At 62.4% G+C, this 18654-nt stretch carries 15 protein-coding genes and 1 other RNA gene; 9 read left to right on the top strand and 7 right to left on the bottom strand.

Annotated elements, in window-relative coordinates:
* Positions 1–263: 263 nt before the first annotated feature.
* Entirely contained in the window at positions 264–1274 is a 1011-nt protein-coding gene (locus tag KUV41_RS14560; protein ID WP_222238098.1) for an aldo/keto reductase, read from the bottom strand.
* 227 nt (positions 1275–1501) lie between these two features.
* On the opposite strand from KUV41_RS14560, the gene KUV41_RS14555 reads away from it, so the two are divergent.
* On the top strand, positions 1502–2464 hold the full coding sequence (locus tag KUV41_RS14555; protein WP_222486621.1) for a hypothetical protein: 963 nt from the start codon (positions 1502–1504) through the stop codon (positions 2462–2464).
* Here KUV41_RS14555 and KUV41_RS19730 read toward each other — a convergent pair.
* Together KUV41_RS19730 and ffs are read right to left on the bottom strand one after the other, a co-directional pair.
* Positions 2421–2789, bottom strand: coding sequence for a DUF6538 domain-containing protein (locus tag KUV41_RS19730; protein WP_409995810.1), 369 nt, complete (start codon positions 2787–2789; stop codon positions 2421–2423). The two genes, KUV41_RS14555 and KUV41_RS19730, sit on opposite strands and share 44 nt — an antisense overlap.
* Positions 2790–2903: 114 nt before the next feature.
* Positions 2904–3000: signal recognition particle sRNA small type (gene ffs, locus KUV41_RS14550), an RNA gene on the bottom strand.
* Between the two features lie 404 nt (positions 3001–3404).
* Between ffs and KUV41_RS14545 the strand changes: the two genes are divergently transcribed.
* The 3 genes from KUV41_RS14545 (at position 3405) to KUV41_RS14535 (ending at position 7755) form a co-directional block, all read left to right on the top strand.
* Entirely contained in the window at positions 3405–4628 is a 1224-nt protein-coding gene (locus KUV41_RS14545; protein ID WP_206936942.1) for an acetyl-CoA carboxylase biotin carboxylase subunit family protein, read from the top strand.
* 173 nt (positions 4629–4801) lie between these two features.
* Positions 4802–6829, top strand: a complete 2028-nt coding sequence (locus KUV41_RS14540; protein WP_222486620.1) for a hypothetical protein — start codon at positions 4802–4804, stop codon at positions 6827–6829.
* Positions 6830–6996: 167 nt separating this feature from the next.
* Positions 6997–7755, top strand: coding sequence for a TlyA family RNA methyltransferase (locus tag KUV41_RS14535; protein ID WP_222486619.1), 759 nt, complete (start codon positions 6997–6999; stop codon positions 7753–7755).
* A 35-nt stretch (positions 7756–7790) separates the two neighbouring features.
* Here KUV41_RS14535 and mscK read toward each other — a convergent pair whose 3' ends face one another.
* Positions 7791–11213: a mechanosensitive channel MscK gene (gene mscK / locus KUV41_RS14530; protein ID WP_222486618.1), complete on the bottom strand. Its 3423-nt coding sequence runs from the start codon at positions 11211–11213 to the stop codon at positions 7791–7793.
* 151 nt (positions 11214–11364) lie between these two features.
* On the opposite strand from mscK, the gene KUV41_RS14525 reads away from it, so the two are divergent.
* From KUV41_RS14525 to KUV41_RS14505, 5 genes are all read left to right on the top strand, one after another.
* Positions 11365–12465 carry a phospholipase A gene (locus tag KUV41_RS14525; protein ID WP_206936936.1) on the top strand — a complete coding sequence of 367 codons (1101 nt, stop codon included), beginning with the start codon at positions 11365–11367 and terminating at the stop codon, positions 12463–12465.
* 152 nt (positions 12466–12617) lie between these two features.
* The gene (locus KUV41_RS14520; protein WP_206936934.1) at positions 12618–12998 is read left to right on the top strand and encodes a YqjD family protein; all 381 of its coding nucleotides are present in this window, start codon (positions 12618–12620) and stop codon (positions 12996–12998) included.
* Positions 12998–13429: a phage holin family protein gene (locus tag KUV41_RS14515; protein WP_206936932.1), complete on the top strand. Its 432-nt coding sequence runs from the start codon at positions 12998–13000 to the stop codon at positions 13427–13429. The genes KUV41_RS14520 and KUV41_RS14515 overlap by 1 nt, the downstream gene beginning before the upstream one ends.
* Entirely contained in the window at positions 13426–13719 is a 294-nt protein-coding gene (locus tag KUV41_RS14510) for a YqjK-like family protein (protein WP_222486617.1), read from the top strand. The genes KUV41_RS14515 and KUV41_RS14510 overlap by 4 nt, the downstream gene beginning before the upstream one ends.
* A 318-nt stretch (positions 13720–14037) precedes the next feature.
* Positions 14038–14772, top strand: coding sequence for a ParA family protein (locus tag KUV41_RS14505; protein ID WP_222162945.1), 735 nt, complete (start codon positions 14038–14040; stop codon positions 14770–14772).
* Positions 14773–14785: 13 nt separating this feature from the next.
* Here the strand turns inward: KUV41_RS14505 and KUV41_RS14500 are convergent, their stop codons facing one another.
* From KUV41_RS14500 to KUV41_RS14490, 3 genes are all read right to left on the bottom strand, one after another.
* The gene (locus tag KUV41_RS14500) at positions 14786–15802 is read right to left on the bottom strand and encodes a CHAD domain-containing protein (RefSeq protein ID WP_222486616.1); all 1017 of its coding nucleotides are present in this window, start codon (positions 15800–15802) and stop codon (positions 14786–14788) included.
* Between the two features lie 51 nt (positions 15803–15853).
* Positions 15854–17647, bottom strand: coding sequence for a vWA domain-containing protein (locus KUV41_RS14495; RefSeq protein ID WP_222486615.1), 1794 nt, complete (start codon positions 17645–17647; stop codon positions 15854–15856).
* Positions 17648–17853: 206 nt separating this feature from the next.
* Positions 17854–18417: an RNA polymerase sigma factor gene (locus KUV41_RS14490; RefSeq protein ID WP_222238093.1), complete on the bottom strand. Its 564-nt coding sequence runs from the start codon at positions 18415–18417 to the stop codon at positions 17854–17856.
* Between the last annotated feature and the right edge of the window lie 237 nt (positions 18418–18654).

Raw genomic sequence — 18654 nt, 5'->3', positions numbered from 1 at the left:
GTAATGACTTGGGGTAAAAGAGATCTGTGTTAACCGTGAACCGAGCTATCCGACGCTAGACCAGAAGCGCTCTGGTGATATCAGAACCCAACAGCATAGCCGGGGCCTTGTGGCGTTGACAGGTCGAATCCACCAGAGTTCGACGCCGCCGCCAGACAATACTCTTGAACTTGGTATAAACCCTCTGAACCTGGCATAGACCTTCTGAACCTGGCATGAACCTTGTGAACCTGGCACCGACCTTCACCATCATGACGCTCGGGTCAGCCGGCAGGATCGAATTCCTCAGTATCGATATCGGCCTGCTGGACGTCACTGTAGCGTCGCCCTGCTACCTGGTCGGGGGTCAGCACTGCGTTGAGCAAGGCGAGCACGCCTGCATCCAGGCTCAGCGCCTCGGCGGCCAGATTTTCTCGCTGATGCGACGGGTCACGGGAACCCGGGATCGGGATGACATCCGCCCCCTGCCCTCGCAGCCATGCCAGCGCAAGCTGCGCAGGGGTGCAGCCCTGCTGCATGGCGATATCTTCAAAAGACGCCAGCAGCGACAGGTTGTGTGCATAGTTGGCGCTGGAGAAGCGCGGCATGCCACGCCGCATATCGCCCTCTTCCAGGTCCTCAGGGTGGCGTAGGCGACCGGTAAGAAAGGCACGTCCCAGCGGACTGAAGGCCACCAGCACCGTGCCAGCCTCGCGACAGGCGTCGAGCAGTGCAATCTCGGGGTTTCGCGTCCACAGCGAATACTCGGACTGGACCGCCGCCACCGGGTGCTCCGCCTGGGCACGCCGAAGCGTCGGGGCAGATACCTCGGACAAGCCTACCCCGCCAATCTTGCCTTCCTGCTCAAGCCGCCCCAGCTCCCCGACACTCTCCTCCACCGGCACCTGGCGATCCAGCCGATGGAGGTAGTAGAGATCCAGATGATCCGTACCGAGCCGTGCGAGGCTCTCCTCGCACTGGCGTCGCAGAGTCTCTGGGCGTCCGTCGATGCGCTTGGCGCCAATCGATGCATCGAAGGCCATGCCGCATTTGCTGGCAAGAAAGACCTCCTCTCGCAGTCCTTTCAGCGCCTGCCCCACGACCTGCTCATTGCGTGTCTTGCCGTAAAGCGTGGCGGTATCGAAGTGCCGATACCCGGCGTCGAATGCCTCACGAATCACCTCTACCGCGCGGGCCTCAGGCAAGGGACTGCCGTAGGCATGGGAGACGTTCATACAGCCCAGACCGATCGCTGGTGCACTCAAGCGGGCAAGGCGCTGAACCACGTAAGACATGTCGGCTCCATGGATTGGTCATGAAAAGGTAACAGAACACTCATCGTACGATGCTGATATTAATCCTTCTAGGCGAATCATTTCGCCCCTACCATATAGCTGTCGCGCAACAGACTCGTCCCACGGCCCCCCAGGACCAGCGAAGCATCGGCAACGTCCTGTGCCCGACGAAGATAGCGCGCCTCCATCAGAAAAAAAACGAACCCCCACCAAAGGATAGCAACGCAGTGGAAAACTTCTCGATCGGCGTGGACATCGCCACCAGCCTGGCGATTCTCGGTGCCTTTGTCTCCTGGACCCTGGATAACCATCGCCAACGTCGCATGGCCAGAGAGGTCGGCATCAATGACCAGGCACGCGCCATCGCGGTCACCAAGGTTCAGGAAACCACCATTCAGCTGTCAAAAGACTTCAACAGCATGATCACCATCGCCGGCAAGATCGAGCGTCGATTGAATCGGCTGTGGAAGCAGGATGGCGTCGATGCCGTGCAACGGCATATCGAGAACAATGACAGCTACCTGCAGGATGTCAGCAGCGATCTCCAGGACTTCAAGGGCGAGGTGTCTCGCTACTACGAGAGCTGCCACGTTCACAAGTATCTGCTGTTTCCCGTGCTCGGAAGCTTACCCGAAGGGGACGAGATGGTAGCCAGCGTCAAGCGGGACTTTGATGATATCGCCCGCTGCCACGACGAAATCAACTCCGGCTACGCGCACCTGATGCGCGAGCTCGAGACCGCCGTGGCCCTGGCGGCAGAGCTGCAGGCCACCGATGAGGACGACGCTCAGCACCCCGAGATCAAGAAAAAGCTGGTCAACGCCGTCAGTAGCATCGCCTACGATCCAGACTACAAGGACTTCACCCACTACTTTATTCCCGATGGTCAGGAAGAGGCCTTTTACCGGGAGTACGACAATCGGGAAATTCAGGATCGCGAGCTAAGCGGCCAGGTCATCGGCAACCTCTACGGGAGCCTGCTGAAACACCCCGCTCGACCACAGGCCATGTGCCTGCTGTTGGCGCGTCAGTCGATCCAACGGACTCGTACCGAGTGCAAGGAAGTCCTGTGCTCGCTGAGTGCCGTGGCGAGTGTGCTGCTGGCCCGTAACGAGGGCACTACCCTCTCGGCAGAAATTCAAAAGCTCAAGTCAGACGAGTACTTCGCCCTCGACCGCGAGATTCGCTGATTCTCCCGCCCCACCAGGGCCATACCTGACATGCCCCCTTCTGAGCCTCGCCGGCTATCGCCAGCGTCAGGAGGGGTGCCTTTGCCCCCATGCATACCGCTGAGCATGAGCATTGGCCAGTAGTCCTCAGCGAACGTCGAATCTCGGTCTTGCCGATGACCGCCCTTGCCCGTAGAGGCACAACAACGCGACAGTACCAGCCCCCATGACGGGGATCTAAACAGGTAGAGCATACTGGGGCGCTTGCGCTGCCGATAAGATAGGCGGGGCTTTGATGGCCGGGCTTTGTTGGACAGGGCTTCAGAGCATTTTGGTCTGTTGGCATTTCAACAGAGGAAGGCGCTGATTCGGGCATCGTTGTACCACCTCGTTGTACCACTGCGGGTCAAAGAGGGGAAAACCTGCGAATCATCAAGGAGGGGGCCTGAAATGGAGGCGGCCCCGACAGCCACATCCCGGCACACGCGTCCACCACTACCGTTGCTCCCTTCCGGGCCTGGCGGGGTTTGCGGTCTAGCGTTGCGGGAGGACCGACGGGGCCACCACAGCGAGGCAGAGTAACGATTCTACTGCCTGTGTCTGAAGCGCTGGCATGCTGAACTCTCTCGTCTTGCCTTTCAAGAGGTACTCTTTTGGTGAACACCTCAAGGACAAGACCTTCGAAATCAGCCCCTTGCCTCAGAGCGTGTGCACTATACCAAGGTCGCGCCTTGGCCACAAGGGTAAACCCAGTAGACTTTGCCTTTCCGGCCTAAAGACGGCCGATATGTGAGACTTCCCCCCTAAAGCTGTATGGTGAAAGCCTCTTACCCCCTAAAGCTGTATGGTGAAAGCCTCTTATTGCCTGGGAGCGCACCTTTCCGGGCACCGTCATTTGAGGATAACGACGACCGACGATTCCGACCTCACGCACCTACATGCCTGTTACAGGAGGCGCTGCATGAACAAGGACCCCAATAAAGGCTACATCGCCCTGCTCGGCTGGAGCTTGAATGCCATCGAAGCCGCCGAGAACTTCGATCGCCGCTACGTTGTGGTGGCACCGGACTGGGCCGAGGACTACTGCAAGCAGCACGACATCCCCTATGTCTCCTGGAACTTTGAGCGACTCAATGATCGCTCCATGGAAATCGCCGAAACCTTGCGCGACATGGGCGTGGACGTCGCCATTCCGCTGTTCGAGGAAACGGTCGAATGGTCTGGCGCCATCAACTCGGTATTGCTGGACAACCCCCGCCTCTACGGCCAGTCGCTGCTGCTGCGCGACAAGGCACTGATGAAGCGTCGCGCCCAGCTTGGGGGCATCCGCGTCGGCATCTTCGAAGAGGCCCACGATCACCAGGACGTGATTCGCTTCCTCAAGCGCGTCAACCAGACCTTGCTCAAGCTTGATGGCGACCCCAACGACCCCATCCATCTGAAGGCCTTCGACAAGGCGGGCTGCCTGGGTCATCGGGTCATTCGCACGCCAGACGAGGTGGACACCATCCCGGAGGAAGAATTCCCGGTCCTGATGGAGTCCCACCTGGATGGCTGGGAGTTCGCCGTCGAGGCATGGATTCACAACGGCAAGATCGCATTCCTCAACATTTCCGAATACGTGACCTTGGGCTACTCCGTGTTTGTCCCGGCCTCACCGGAGCTGGAGCGCTACCGGGAGCAGATTCGGGTACAGATCGAAAAGCTGATCAAGGCCTTCGATATCGACTTCGGCCTGATTCACCCGGAATACTTCGTCACCAGCGACGGCGAGATGTACTTCGGTGAAGTGGCCTATCGTCCCCCTGGCTTCAAGGTGTTCGAACTGCTGGAGCGGGTTTACGGCTTCAACGCCTATCAGGCCAGCATGCTGGTCTTCGACCCCAAGACAACGGCCGAGGAAGTCGCGGACTTCTTCCCCAAAGAGGTGGTCGACGCCAACGGATTCGCAGGCTGCTTTGGCGTTTACCCCCGTCGTCGTGTGGTCAGCCGTCTGGAAATCCCGGAGTCGGTGGAGGACCACCCCTACTTCGAGTCCCACGAACTGACTGCGCCCCTGGAAGAGACGGTGACCAAGCGCACCGCCTTCGGCACCCACTGGGGACTGGTGTACTTCCGTGGTGACGATGCGCACACCCTTCGAGACCTGCTGAAAGCCCAGGAAGACGAGGACTACTACGTCTAGGCGCCGGGCCAACCGATCGTAAAGATGTCACCACGGGTGATTGCCCCCGTCCACGGTGCCGATGCCTGCACAACGACACCGTGGCACGCGGCGGCGTTGCACATTTGCGCCAGCGTCACGCATCATACCGGAACGGCTAGACGCCCTCGCCCACCAACCGCCCAGGAGCCGGAGTGACCTCCCCTGACATCTCCCCCACCGACAACGACAAGCTGAAGCGACTGCTGGTCAAGTTGGACGATGCCATCGCTGGTCTTGAGGCCGCTGCCGCGTTCGCCAAACCAGGCAAGCTCCCCCATGTACTCGACATCTGCCGCCGGGTGCTGCTGCAGCCCGATGGTTGTGCGCAGCTGGAAACGCGAGCACAGCGCCTGGAGCAGGCCGGTGTCTTTGACGGTTCCGACTGGGCCTACCCCCACATTCTCATCCCGTCGCTGACCAGCCACTCGCTAAAGAGTGCCGACGCGCAGCTAGTGGTGATCGAGGTGCTGAGCGAGCTGCGTATGCTGGCAGTGGCCAAGCAGCAGTACCGACACCCCTTGATCTCGAGTGAAGGGGCTCACCGCTATCTGACCCAGGTCATGGCCATCAACCTGCCGCTGCTGTTCTCGGCTCCCAGCGAAGCCGAGCGGGAAACCCAGGGACGACTGACCCAGATCCCTCGCGCGCTGTTCCAGCACCTGGCCAACCGGGTCGGTTACGAACACGTCATCGACGAGCTGATCAGCGAAATCTGGCGGATACTCCAGCAGCGTCCGATTCAGGTCGAGCCGGTCAAGCAGATGGTGACCCAGATCGCACTCTGCCAGGCCAACCCGAATATTGATCTGGGCGCCAGCGGCCAAGGCGCGGACCGCCTGGTCAGCTCGCTGTTCGGCCCGACCCAGGGCTGTCGCGAAGACCCCGGCGTGGAAGTCTATCGGGAGCGCCTGACCGCCATGGATGCCAGGGCACTGCAATACGAAGCCAGCGGTTTTGCCCGGGCCATGCATGACACGGGACTGGTGTCACCCTATCACCCGGTCCTGCTCAGGCACCTGCTGGACCTGGGCGACAACCTACTGTCGGAAGCCCTTGGCCTGTCGTCGACCGGACGTGATTGTCTGCTGTGCTATCGGGACCTGGTGCACAGCATGATTCGCACCGCGATTCATCCCCAGACGGCCCAGGCGGTCTACGGCCTGGCCCTGACCCTGGAGCGCGGCATTCTCTATCAGCCCCCCGTAGCCCCCGCCCTGTGGAGGCAATTGGGTCTCACCTTGTCGGACTGGTCAGAGGCGCGCCTGCATGCCGCCTTCGGGGACGCAGTGTCACACCGCGCCCGACTGATGGAGGGCGTGCTGTGCATGCTGGGCCTGCCCCTGGGGGTCGGCCAGGGCAACAACCCCACCTGCCAGTCCGCTCGCGCCCTGTCCATGTGGGCCTACAACGATCCGGACTACCTGCTGCAGATGGTGACCTGGGCAGCCAGGGATGATGAAATCATCATGCACTTCGAGGGCCAGCCCATCTCGTCCCGCGACAGCGAGTCAGGGGTTGCCCAGACCTTGCCGCTGGATCTCGACCCGGTGTCATTGCTGGTCGTTCCCCACCTCGATCGCATCTATGCGGAAATGGGGCGCCGCTGTATCGGTCGCGAGGGAGACCCCCACCGCTGGGTCAATCCGGAATTTCACGGCTGGTGGGCCGGCCGTGGCTTTGGCATCAACGTCGACGTCGCCACCGGGCAACTGGCCGATGTGGACATCTTTTTGCGCCATTTCTATGCCAGCTACCACCCCTACTACAACGGCAACCAACCGCTGATTCACCCGCAACCTGCCGGCATCGCGGTCACCGACAGCGCCGGCCGCTTCATTGGCTGGCACGCCATCACCATCCTGCGCGCCTCTCTCGACCCCGCCGGCGACATGCGGGTCTACTTTTTCAACCCCAATAACGACAGTGGTCAGGACTGGGGCCTGGGCGTCAAGGTCAGCACCTCTGGCCAGGGCGAGCGCTTCGGTGAAGCCTCATTGTCCTTCGAACAGTTTGCCTCACGCCTCTACATCTACCACTACGATCCACTGGAGCATGGCGAGCTCGCCCAGGTGAGGCAAGAAGAGCTGGACCGGGTCATCGCCATGATTCAGGAGAGCTGGGGGGCAGACAGGATTCCCGCGGGGGGCCTGCAGGCCGTGGACAGCAGCAACCCTGGGTGACACGCAGCACGGTGAATTCTGCCCCATCTCCTGACCGGCCTTTTGGTTAATCCCTCAAGCGACCTCTCGAGCAACCTCTCATTCAAACCGTGTGCGCACCCGTCGTGAGAGTGGCGGCGCCCATGGCATAATGCCGCCGCATCTCACGTCAGGAACGTTCTATCGCCATGTTTCGTCTCGACCAGCTTCTCGTGAGCCAGGGGTTCGCCCGCTCTCGTACCCGCGCGCAGCGCTTGATACGCCACGGCCGCGTCAGCCGCCTGTCAGATGGCAAGGTGCTCACCCGCCCTGGTGAGAAGTGCCCTGAAGACCTGGCACTCCAGGTGGAGCAGGATCCGGAAGATCGCTACGTCTCACGGGCAGGACTCAAGCTGGAAGCCGTGCTACAGACCCTCGGGTTATCTCTGGAAGGCCTTCGCGTACTGGATGTGGGCCAATCGACCGGCGGCTTTACCGACTGCGCACTGGCAGCCGGGGCGCGGCACGTGGTGGGTGTCGAAGTCGGCCATGATCAGCTGGATGCCAGCCTGCGCGCCGACAGCCGGGTCACCTGCCTTGAGGGGCTAAACGCCCGCCACATGGCAAGCGCCGCGCCGCTGCTCGAGCTTTTGGAAAGGGATGGGCGCCCGGACGTCGCCGTGATGGACGTATCCTTCATCTCGCAGACGCTGATTCTACCGGAGCTGGCCAAGCTGCTGGCGTCCGACGCCCTGCTACTGTCACTGGTCAAGCCGCAGTTCGAGCTGGGGCCAGGCGCAGTCGATCAGCGTGGACTGGTCAGCGACCCGCGCCGCTACGCCGACGTCGAACAGCGGATTCGCCGCTGCTGCGACCTGCACGGATTCGACATCCTGCACTGGCAGGAGAGCCCGATCCTTGGCGGCGACGGTAACCGTGAATTCCTGCTTCAGGCCCGACGCCGTTGACGGCAAGGGCCTGAATCCACACTGCGCGCTCGCGATCAGCGCCCCCCGGCATCGCCACCGCCATCTGCGCCACCCTCTCCACCGCCGATACCGACATCCCCTGGGTCCCCCTTGGCGCCGGGAGGGGGGTGACCATCGCTAGGGTCGGCATACTGGCGCTGAATACCTTTCCACACGTCTCGCTGGCCCGACCGCCGTATATGCACATCGAGTTGATCGAAGGCGATACGAATACCGTTTTCGGCAAACAGGTCCCCGATGCGACCGTTCAGCTCATCCGTAGCGAGCAGACGGTCCCCCAGCGCATTCACGTAGATACGCAGCTCGTATTCCATGGTGCTGGCGGTGTACGCCATAAAGTAGATCTCTGGAGGCGGATCGGTCAGCACCCGCTCGTTCTCCTGGGCCGCCTGTTCCAGCAGACGATGCACCAGACTGCGATCCGCGTCATGACTGACCCCGTATTTCAGGGTGACCCGCGTCACGCTATCTGACAACGACCAGTTGATCAGCTGATCGGTAACAAAGGTCTTGTTGGGGATGATGATTTCCTTGCGATCAAAGTCCGTCACCGTGGTCGCACGGATGCGAATACGACTGACGGTACCCGTCAGGTTCCCCAACGTAATGGTGTCGCCGATACGCACCGGGCGTTCAAACAGGATGATCAGGCCGGAGATAAAGTTGGCAAAGATCTCCTGCAGGCCGAAACCAAGACCCACACCAAGCGCAGCCACCAGCCACTGCAGCTTGGACCAGGACACGCCGAGGGCACCCAGCGTCATCACCGAGCCGGTACCGACGATCACGTAGGACAGCAGCGAACTGATGGCATAGGCACTGCCCTGCTTCAGTTCCAGCCGCGACAGCACCATCACCTCGAGCAGACCCGGCAGGTTGCGTGCCAGCATCATGGTAATACCGGCGATAAACAGCGCGACCAGCACGTCGCCCACGCTGAGGTTGTCCTCCAGCGCCTCGCCGCCTTCGCCCATGGCACCCTCGACCAGGGTGACATTGTCGAGATACCCGATGACCGCCAGAAAGTCAGCCCACACCACATACAGCATGGCGGCGAAGCCGATGGTCAACAGCAGCTTGGACAGCCGCAGCGATTGCTGGTTGACCTGTTCCATGTCGAGCGGTGGCTCCTCGACGATATCCAGGCCGCTGTCATCCTGGCTCAAGGCCCGCCGCCGCGCCAAGGCGCGGCGGTACGCCAGCCGCCTGGCCGCCACGGCCAAGCCGCGGACCACGGTCGCCTCGACCAGTATCCATACACCGAGCAAATACAGGGAGATCACGAAACGGCTGATCAAGCTGAGCGAAGAGTAGACGTAGCCGTAGAGCACCGCCCCAGCCAGCGCAATCGGCACCAGCGCCAGGGCAAGCCCGAGCACCAACCGGAACAGCTTGACCCCGAAGAATGGCGTATGCGCCAGGATCAGCTTGGACAGGGCCACGCTCATGCCGAGCAGCCCCACCAGCAGCAACCCGAGCCCCAGCGGACGCTGATTGAAGGTCAGCGCGGCATCCCGGGCGTGGGGAGCAATCAGCAGCACCGGGGCCAAGCTCACCCCCAGCCACAGCATCCACCAGCGCAGCTTGGCGGCGTACTTGACCGGCCAATGGAAATGCCGGGTCGCGACCCCGTCGTTCACCAGCAGCCGGCGCGACCAGGCCACCACGCCCCAGGCCAGCGACAGCTGCAGTACAGAGTGACCGATATCCACCGCCACCTCAGACCCGCCCAGCGTCAGCAGCAGCCCAAAGGCCACCAGGCACAGTGGCCCCGGCGCGGCAATCAAGGCGTTGAGGGCAATCGCCCTCGGCGTGTGCAGCTGGCTATCGAAGCGCAGGCGGCCGATCTGTTCATGAATTTCGCCTAGCCTGCGCAGAATGGCCCGGCGCAGTAACAACAGCAGGGCCACGACCAGCAGCACCGGCGCCGCTATCCATCCCCCAGGTCCGGGCCACTGCCAGTGTGTCGGCAGCACCTGCCGCCATTCTCCCTCGCGCCACTCCATCAGCAGGTTCTGGGGAATCTTCATCATCCACCCCAGGTCGATGGGGCGGGCGTTGGCGACCCAGAACAGCTGTTCGTCGATACTCGAGCGCAGCTCAGCACTGATATCCAGCAGCTGTTGCTGGTTGAGCTGCAGGTCGATGGCCGCACTCAGGATTTGACCGTAGGTGGGTTCCAGCTGGTTGATCAGCTCCCGACGGGAGTCAAGCAGCTGCACAAGGGGCTGGACCAGGGGCTCCGGGTTGTCTACCGCGGCCTCGTCAAGCGCCTTGCGTGCCATGCTCTCGGGGGATCGCAGTGCCTCTCGCTCGCTATCCAGCTCGAACTGGGCCAGGCGCACATCGGCAATCTCATCACGCAGCCCGGGTCGCGGCTGCACTTCGGGCAGTGACTGACGCTGCTCGCGGAGAATGCGAGACAGCAGAATACTGCCGCGCACGGCTTCGATGTTCTGACTGAGCCCCTGCTGCAGGCGACGCACCCTTTCAAGCTGGCGCCTGACTTCGAGCCCATCCCGCACCAGATCATTGGCCCGGGACGTCGCATTGAGCAAGTCCCTCGACAGCTCCCGATTGGTGACCTGGGCCGCCTGAATGACCGGATGCTGCGACACTGCCTCAGGCTCGTCACGCACCGCATCGGCAATCGCCCGCTCGGTCTGCTCACGACGCAGCTGATCAAGTCGTCCCTGTAGCGCGGACACCCAGGCTTCCTCGCTGGCGGCTTCCAGTTCGAGCAGCTCCAGGCGCTGCTGCAGCACTTCGCGCATCCGCGTATTGGTCGTCAACTGACGCTGATGAAAATCCAGCTGTGCGTCGGCCAGTGCCTGCTGGGCTCTCGCCGCCAGGCGCTGTGGAGCGTCGTCCGGTAGATCACGACGGTTCAGCTCCTCCAGCGACAGACGCGCATCGTCCATGGCCTGATTGGCCTCCGTGATGGCCTGTTGCGCGCGCTCCGGAAGCGTCTGTGCGCCCAACAGCTGACTCTGCACACTGGTGAGCGTGTCCTGGGTCGACTGAAGCACACGAGCAGCGTCACTCAGACGCTGCTCCACGGCAGGTATCTGTAGCCCTTCCAGCTCCGACAGGTCATGGGACTCATCTTCCTCTCGCTGGCGCAACGCCTGCTCCAGCGCCGCCAGACGTTCGGGGGCCTCCTCCAGGCGTCGCTCGAGACTCGCCATGTCTCGCTTGACGTCCTCAAGCTTCTCCAGGGAGTCAATCGCCGAGGTCAACGCATCGATATCCTGTTGCGCCGCAGCACTGGGGGGATCACTGGCATTGGCGATACGCTCGTCCAGGCGGGACTGCAGCTCCTGCTTATCGGGCAGCCCCCTGTCGGGAGCCTCCTGAGCGGCCACCGGAGAGGCCGCAAGCGCCAGGCAGAGCAAGCAGGACAGCAGCACAAACAGCGCGGAACGAGGGCTTGGCATCTTAAGGAAATTTCCTGTCGCAACGGGGTGAAAGGCGCGATTTTCAACCCAGTGTGTCAGTATGGCAATCCAGTGCAAGATTCTTTCATGAAGTTGACTCGTGCTGCCGCCATGGTAGAACAACGCCTCAACCTGTCCATTGGATCATCCTATGAGCCGCCCCGCCCTCCATTTATCCTTGCTACCCACCCTGCTGGTGCTTGCCATCGCTGGGCAGTCGGCCCAGGCGGCAAGCCTGACTGAGGCAGAACGCTCGGCCAAGGAAGCCCGCGTTGAAGCGCTCAAGGCCGAACTTGCCAGGCTGGAAAGCGAGCTCAACGACGATGAAGCCCAGCAGGAGACCGCCCAGGCCCTGACGGGCACGGCCGGTGAGGCTCCGGATACCACTGGCTTGCCAGCGTCTGAAGAAATCGTCGCCCAGGCGTCCGGCAAACCTATTGAAGAGACGGTTGAACAGCGTCGCCTGCTGGAACGTGAGTCCGCGAGCAACCCCTTCGCGATCACCACCCACCGCCGCAACTACATCTTGCCGGTGACCTACAACAGCAGCCCCAACGAGGATGCATTCCGCGCGGACGACGACGACCCGAACATGGACAACACCGAACTGAAGTTCCAGTTCAGTGCCAAGTTCAACCTGGCGGAAGATCTCGTGTTCGACAATGGCGATCTGTATTTCGCCTACACCCAGAAGAGCTGGTGGCAGGCCTACAACGGTGATGAGTCATCGCCCTTCCGTGAGACCAACTACGAGCCGGAGTTCTTCCTCGAATTCCAGAACGACTACAAGCTCTGGGGCTGGACCAACGTCAGCAACCGTATTTCCCTCAACCACCAGTCCAACGGCCGCTCGGATCCGCTGTCGCGCAGCTGGAACCGCGTCATCGGCACCACCGCCTGGGTCAACGACGAGTGGGCAGTGGCCGTCGCACCCTACTGGCGCGTGCCGGAAGACGATAACGACGATGACAACCCGGACATCGAGGACTACATGGGCTACGCCGATATCACCGTGGCGCGGCAAATGTTCGGAACCCATGAAGCTAGCCTGATGATGAGGGGCAACCCTGACGAAGGTAACTACGGCAGCCAGCTGGATTACTCCTGGCCGCTGTTCGGCAAGGTGCGTGGCCACCTGCAGTACTACTACGGCTACGGCGAAAGCCTGATCGACTATGATGAGCGTACCAACCGCTTGGGGATTGGCTTCAGCTTGAACCCGCTGTTTTCGGCGGGAAGCTTCAGTCCCTGATAAGGTGCTAGCGTGAGTCGCAGGTCCGGCGCCCTGGCGAGCCGCCTTGCCAGGCGCCAAGGCCATTGCGGCACCTGCTACTCTAATGCGAGCATAAAGAAGATGGCTGATGCCTCTTCAGCGTCTGTCCACCCACGTCAAAGGAAGACATGATGGCTACACGAAGCTCCAGCACCACCAGCAAGACCAACGCCAAAGCCGATGCCGCCGAAGCCGCTTCTTCAAGCGCCTCCACGGAGCAGCTGCGCGCAGACCTGAAGCAGCTGTCCACCACACTGGAGGATCTGCTCAGCGCCACCGCCGATGACTCCAGTGAAGCGGTGAAGGAATGGCGCAGCAAGGCCGAAGCGCGCCTCAAGGATACCCGCGCTCGTCTCGAGGCCACCGGTGAGCGAGTCTATCGCCAGACCCGTGACAGCGTGACCGAGCAAGTGGATGCCTGCGACCGCTATGTCCACGACAACCCGTGGAAGAGCATCGGTATCGGCGCCGCCGCTGGCGTCGTGATCGGCATGCTGCTCGGGCGTCGCTGATGTCTGACAGCCAAGGACCGGCACAGCGACTGTTCGGCGCAGGGAAGCGTGTCCTTTCCAGCCTGATCGCCACCGGCGAGACGCGTCTGCGTCTCGCCGTGCTTGAGCTGGAAGAAGAACGCGCCAGACTGGTCACCATGGCACTGCTGCTGGGCCTCAGCATGGTACTGCTGATGCTGGGCATCGCGACCCTGACGGCGTTCGTGATCATTGTCTTCTGGGATTCGTATCGGCTGACCGCCATCGCCGTCAGTGCGGCCGTCCTGCTGCTGTCGGGAGTGGGCATGGCGCTGGTGGCCATGCGCATGGCACGCCAGCGCACCCTGCTGGTCAGCACGCTGAAACACCTGGCGCTGGATCGCGAACTGGCAGAGTCATCGCTCAACGACGATCCTGGCGCGCATCGGGATATGCGAGGACCCTCGGCATGAATCGTGATCAACCTTCTGCCACTCGAACGCAGCGCAAGGCAGCGCTCGAAGCCACTATCGAACAGCAGCGGCTGGACATTCTGCTGGCCGCCCACCGCTACCAGCAGGCCGGCCGACGCATTGACGCTGGCTGGCAGGCCGTGAGCCGCTACCGCACCCCGGTGTTGCTTGGAGCCGGTGCCGCGCTCATTCCGGTTCTGCGCCACCCAGGTCGACTGACACGCTGGGGACGCAAGCTGGTCGTGACCGCGCTGGCCGTGCAGCGGGTCAGGCGCCTGATCCAGCGCTAGCCTGGTGGTCCTTGCCTGGCATTCTCTTGCCACGCTGTTCCTGACCGACTCTTTCTGCCTCCCTCTGCCTCGCTTCCTCTGCCCCGCTTCCTCTGCTCCGCCTTCAACCTGGTCCCAACGTCTACCTCTATCGAGCGCCAGCCTTTGGCCAGCCCGGCATGGGCTCTGCCGCGACAGGGGCTTATCCTACAACGACTCGGCCGTGCAATCTGCGCGTTGCTGACGGAAGACTCAACCTCCGTTCCATGACACAGCGAAGCTGCTAAAGCTGTGTTAGAGTCCTTCGATAACGTCATCAATTATCAGGGATAATCGGCGATGCGAATGCTGTCGCTCTACAGCATCAAAGGCGGCGTCGGCAAGACCGCGTCCGCCGTCAATCTCGCCAGTGAAGCCGCTGGATCAGGCCTGCGCGTGCTGCTGTGGGACCTGGATCCTCAGGCGGCCACCACCTTCTATCTCAAGGTGAAGCCAAAGATTCGCGGTGGCGTCGAGAAGCTAGTCAAAGGCAAGGCCGCTTTCAACAAGGTCATTCGCGCGACCAATGTGGACGGTCTCGATGTGCTCCCGGCATCGCTGGACTCGAGGGAAATGGACCACCTGCTGGAGCATCAGGGGACCAGCCACCTACGCCAGATACTGGCGCGGGTAAGAGACGAATACGACCTGGTCATCCTCGACTGCCCGCCTACCCTTTCGCACATGTCGGAAAACATGTTCACCAGTGTCGATGCCTTGCTGGTGCCGGTCGTGCCGTCGACCCTGTCGCTGCGCACCCTTGAGCAGCTCGAGACCTTCCTCGACGATCGTCATCTTACCTGCCCGCTATGGCCCTTCCTGACTCTGGCAGATCGACGCAGAAGTCTGCATCGGGAGGTCATCGATAGCTTCGACAAGCGCTGGCCACTGCGACTGTCGACGGTGATTCCGGCGGCAAGTGCGGTCGAGCGCATGGGGCTTGAGCGTGCCCCGGTCCGTCACTTTGCCCCAGCAAGCCCGGCTGCACACGCCTATGCCGGCCTGTGGAAGGAAGTGTCCCAGCGCTTGAAGTGAGTCACTGCCGACGTCAAGACGATGCCCTCATCTGCTGAGCGGCTTCTTCGAACCTGGCCGCCAGGCGTCCAAGCTGAGGCCTGCGACACAGGGTCATGACACGGGTCAAATGCGCCTCTGTCTGCTCTCGCTGGCGTCCCTGCAGCAGCATGAATCCGCGCAAATGGCGGGGAGCGCTAGCCCGCACTGGCGCATCCGTCGCAGCGCTTGCCAGTCGCTCCAGCATTTCATCTTCGGCGTGCTGCAGTGCTGCGGCCGTCAGGGCATCGGCTCGCACCAGGTCATCATGGAGATCTCCGAAGGCATCCTGAAAGCGCTTCATCTCGTCTTCCAGCTCAACAAAGGCACTGCCCTGTTCTCGCCAGGGTTTCAGCAGATAGCGCAATCGCTTGCCGGTGATACGCGGACGATGCAGCGCTTCCTCTTCAGCGCCAACGCGCACCTGGGCAAGCTCCGCCAGCCACTGGTCTCGCAGCCGCTCCAGGACCTCGGCACTGGCAACCCCAAAACGGGGGGCTTCACGCACATCCTGCTTGCGCGTCGACTTCCGCTTGGCGCTGCTGCCCAGTGCCGCCCGTTTACCCCGCGCTCGGTTGGCCGCCTCGCGTAGCTTGGCATCGAGCATAGGGAAGCTCGCGATCGGCGCATCCAGCCTGGCGTATTCCCTGTCGACCTGAGGCGCCAGGCGCTCACGCCACCAACCGAGTGCGCCCCGCTCAGCGGCTCCACTGGTCGCCACCTGTTCGTCCAGCCAAGCCAGCATGACCTCCCTGTCACGCGCGTCGTTGGTCGCACGTGACAGCGCTGTCAGCTGACGATAGAGCTCTTTATCGACAGCCACGCCGGGCTGTGAGCGGAAATCCTTGAGCAAGGAGCGTAGGCGACGAAGGGCCACCCGGAAATCGTGAAGCCCTTCCGGCTCATGGGATTGGCGAATACGCGGATAGGCCTGGCGCGCCTCATCGAGAAGAGCGCTGATGATGGACGCCATGGCCGCATTTACACGCCGTCGCCCCAACGCCTTGGCCATGCCCCCTCCTGAACAAGAAAGTTGTGATACATCCAAGCGTAGCGTAAAACCTCAGCGCTCCGACAGGTCTCGGGCCAGTCGCATCAGGCGTACAGCCTCGGCACGATAGCCAACGCGATCTTCGCCCCTGTTGCCCTCCGCCAGGGCGATGGCATCGTCCCAGCCCCAGTCACCGAGATAGCGGTCATCACCGAGCAACTGACCAACGCCTGCGATGGCGGCGGCGAAGGACGCTTCGCTATCGGGCAGCTGCCAGGCTGCTCCCGTCGGCGCCTTGATCGGCATCTCGATCAGACGGCTGCGATCGTCCCCCGGCACCTTGTAGCGAAGCGCCAAATGGCCGAGCTCATCGCTGTAGCGGCCCGCCGGGCTGTGATCCTCCTTGGCGTAACGCCGCGGTTCGCTCATGGCGGCGTAGGACCCCACCGGGGTGATCTCGTAAAGTGCGGTGACCTGGTGCCCTGCGCCTATATCACCGGCATCTACCCGGTCATTGCGGAAGTCCTCAGGCCTCAGCGCCCGGGTTTCATAGCCGATCAAGCGGTACTCCTGCACTCGCGCCGGATTGAACTCGACACGCACCTTGACGTCATTGGCGATGGGCTCAAGCGATGCCGACAGTTGATCCACCAGCACCTTCTGCGCCTCGGCCATGCTGTCGATGTAGGCCGCCTGACCGTTGCCATGCTGGGCAAGGGACTGCATCACGGCATCGTCAAGATTGCCGCGCCCGAAGCCCAACACCGACAGGTAGGCGCCATCGTCGCGCTGGTCGGCGATAAAGCGCTCCAGCGCTTCGGGATCGCTGATGCCCAGGTTGAAATCGCCATCGGTGGCCAGCACCACTCGGGTCGTCTCGCCTTCGCCGCTCATCCGCCTCGCCACTCGGTAGGCCTGACGCAAACCCGCCTCACCGGCGGTGCCACCGCCCGACGTCAGGCGCTCCAGTGCGCTGATGATGTCATCACGCTGGGCGACCCTGGTCGGCTTCAGTGCTATACCGGCGCTGCCAGCGTAGGTGACGATGGCGATCTCATCGTCGTCTTCCAGTTCACCCAGCAACAGCGCCATGGATCGTTTGAGCAAGGGCAGCTTATCCGGCGAGTGCATCGAGCCAGACGTATCGATCAGCAACACCAGATTGACCGGCGGGCGGGGGCCTGGCGTGGCCGCCCTGCCCTGAAGCGCTACTCGTACCAGTTGGCGCCCGGAGTTCCATGGCGAGGCAAAGACGTCAACGATCGGGAGAAAGGCCTCTACGTCAGGCTGCGGGTAGTCGTAGCTGAAGTAATTGATCATCTCCTCGATGCGCACCGCCTGGGGCGGCGGCAACTGTCCCTGCATCAGCGACGAGCGCACCACCGCGTAGCTGGCCGTGTCCACGTCCACCGAAAAGGTCGACACCGGCGCCTCGGCGGTCACCCTAAGGCTTGAGGCATCGAACTCGGGATAGGCTTCCGTGGTGGCGGTAGACACCTGGGCCGAAGGCCCCGGGCTCGGCAAGGGCGCTATCCGAGCGACCTCCTGACTCGGCATCAGGCCGCGCATCGCCGTCGATGTCGATGTCGATGTCGATGTCGATGTCGCAGGAGAGAGTGACGCCGATGGTGAAGAAGCCAGACGCCCACGCTCGGTCGATTCAAGGGCGGACTCGGACTTGCTGGCCGTTCGAGGTGGCGCGACGACCATCTCGGCATCCTGGCTCGGCTCGGACCCCGTCACGACGTCGACGTCCTGGCCCTGGGGCCACAGCAGGTAAAGCCCCAGTGACAGCGCCGCCAGCGAGGCGGCTGCAGCCACCGATGGTCGACGGTGCAAGGGTCGATGTGTGCTTGATCGATTCATGGGGGTACCCCTCCGGGGGAAACGTGGCCGCGACCTGGTATCGTCGCGACCTTCCCCCAAGAGACGTGGCTCGGCCCTGGACTCTTGGTCGGTGGCCTGACATTGATCGAACCGGTCAAGCGCCGCCTTGAGATGCCCGGACTTCACCTCCGCCTCTGGCGCGGGTGCAGATGAAAGAGCCCGTTCGAGGCGCTTCAGCTCATCACTCATCTTTCCTCCTCCCCCCGGGCCAGCGCGCTCAGTTGTCGTTTCACCTCACTCATGCGCCAGGCCACGGTACCCTCAGATACCTCCAGCACCTCGGCCACCTGGGCCTGGGTCATGCCTTCACCCAGCGACAGCGCCACGGTGTCACGCAGCTCCATCGACAGCGTCGCCATTGCCCTGGCGAGCCAGCGCTGCTCATCGTCGCGCTGTCGATTGCGCCGATGTCGGTCTTGCTCCCAAGCCTCCCAGCCCTCGGCAGCCTTGCGCCGAGTAGCCTGCTGCCGGCGGCGATCATGGGCGGCGTTGACCGCGACCCGATACAGCCAGGTGGAAAAGGCAGCACGCCCGTCAAAACTCGGCAATTTATCGGGTAGTGCCAGACAGATGTCCTGGGTCAGATCCTCGGCCTCGGCGCGGCTTCCGGTCAGCCGCCAGGCCAGCGCAAACAGCCGATCGTAGTGGCGAGACAGCAGGCGCGCGAAGGCCTCACGCTCGCCTCCGGCAGCGCCCTTCACCAGTTCTATATCCGTTGGTACCCGGGCTTCGGGCTGTTGAATCGACAAGTGGCCGCTCCTCGCGGTCGGACTCTCGGAAAATCACATCACCCCACAGGGGGGCGTCTTCATGTAAAGACGTCGCTGATGCCCTGATCCTTGGGCGGCCGAGAAAAAAAACCGCAGGCAGCATCCCTTGAACAGGAAGCCTCCACGTCTGTGCAAGGTAGTAGCATAAAAAAGAGGCGGCCCGTAGGCCGCCTCCCCGCGCTTTGCCACCCGGGCTTGCGCTCTGCTTCAAGACGC

Origin of the sequence: Halomonas sp. DP8Y7-1 (genome assembly GCF_019801685.1) — a bacterium.
GTDB classification, from domain to species: Bacteria; Pseudomonadota; Gammaproteobacteria; order Pseudomonadales; family Halomonadaceae; genus Halomonas; species Halomonas litopenaei_A.
Note: the sequence above shows the minus strand (reverse complement) of the source record. Positions and strands in the feature narration are given on the sequence as shown.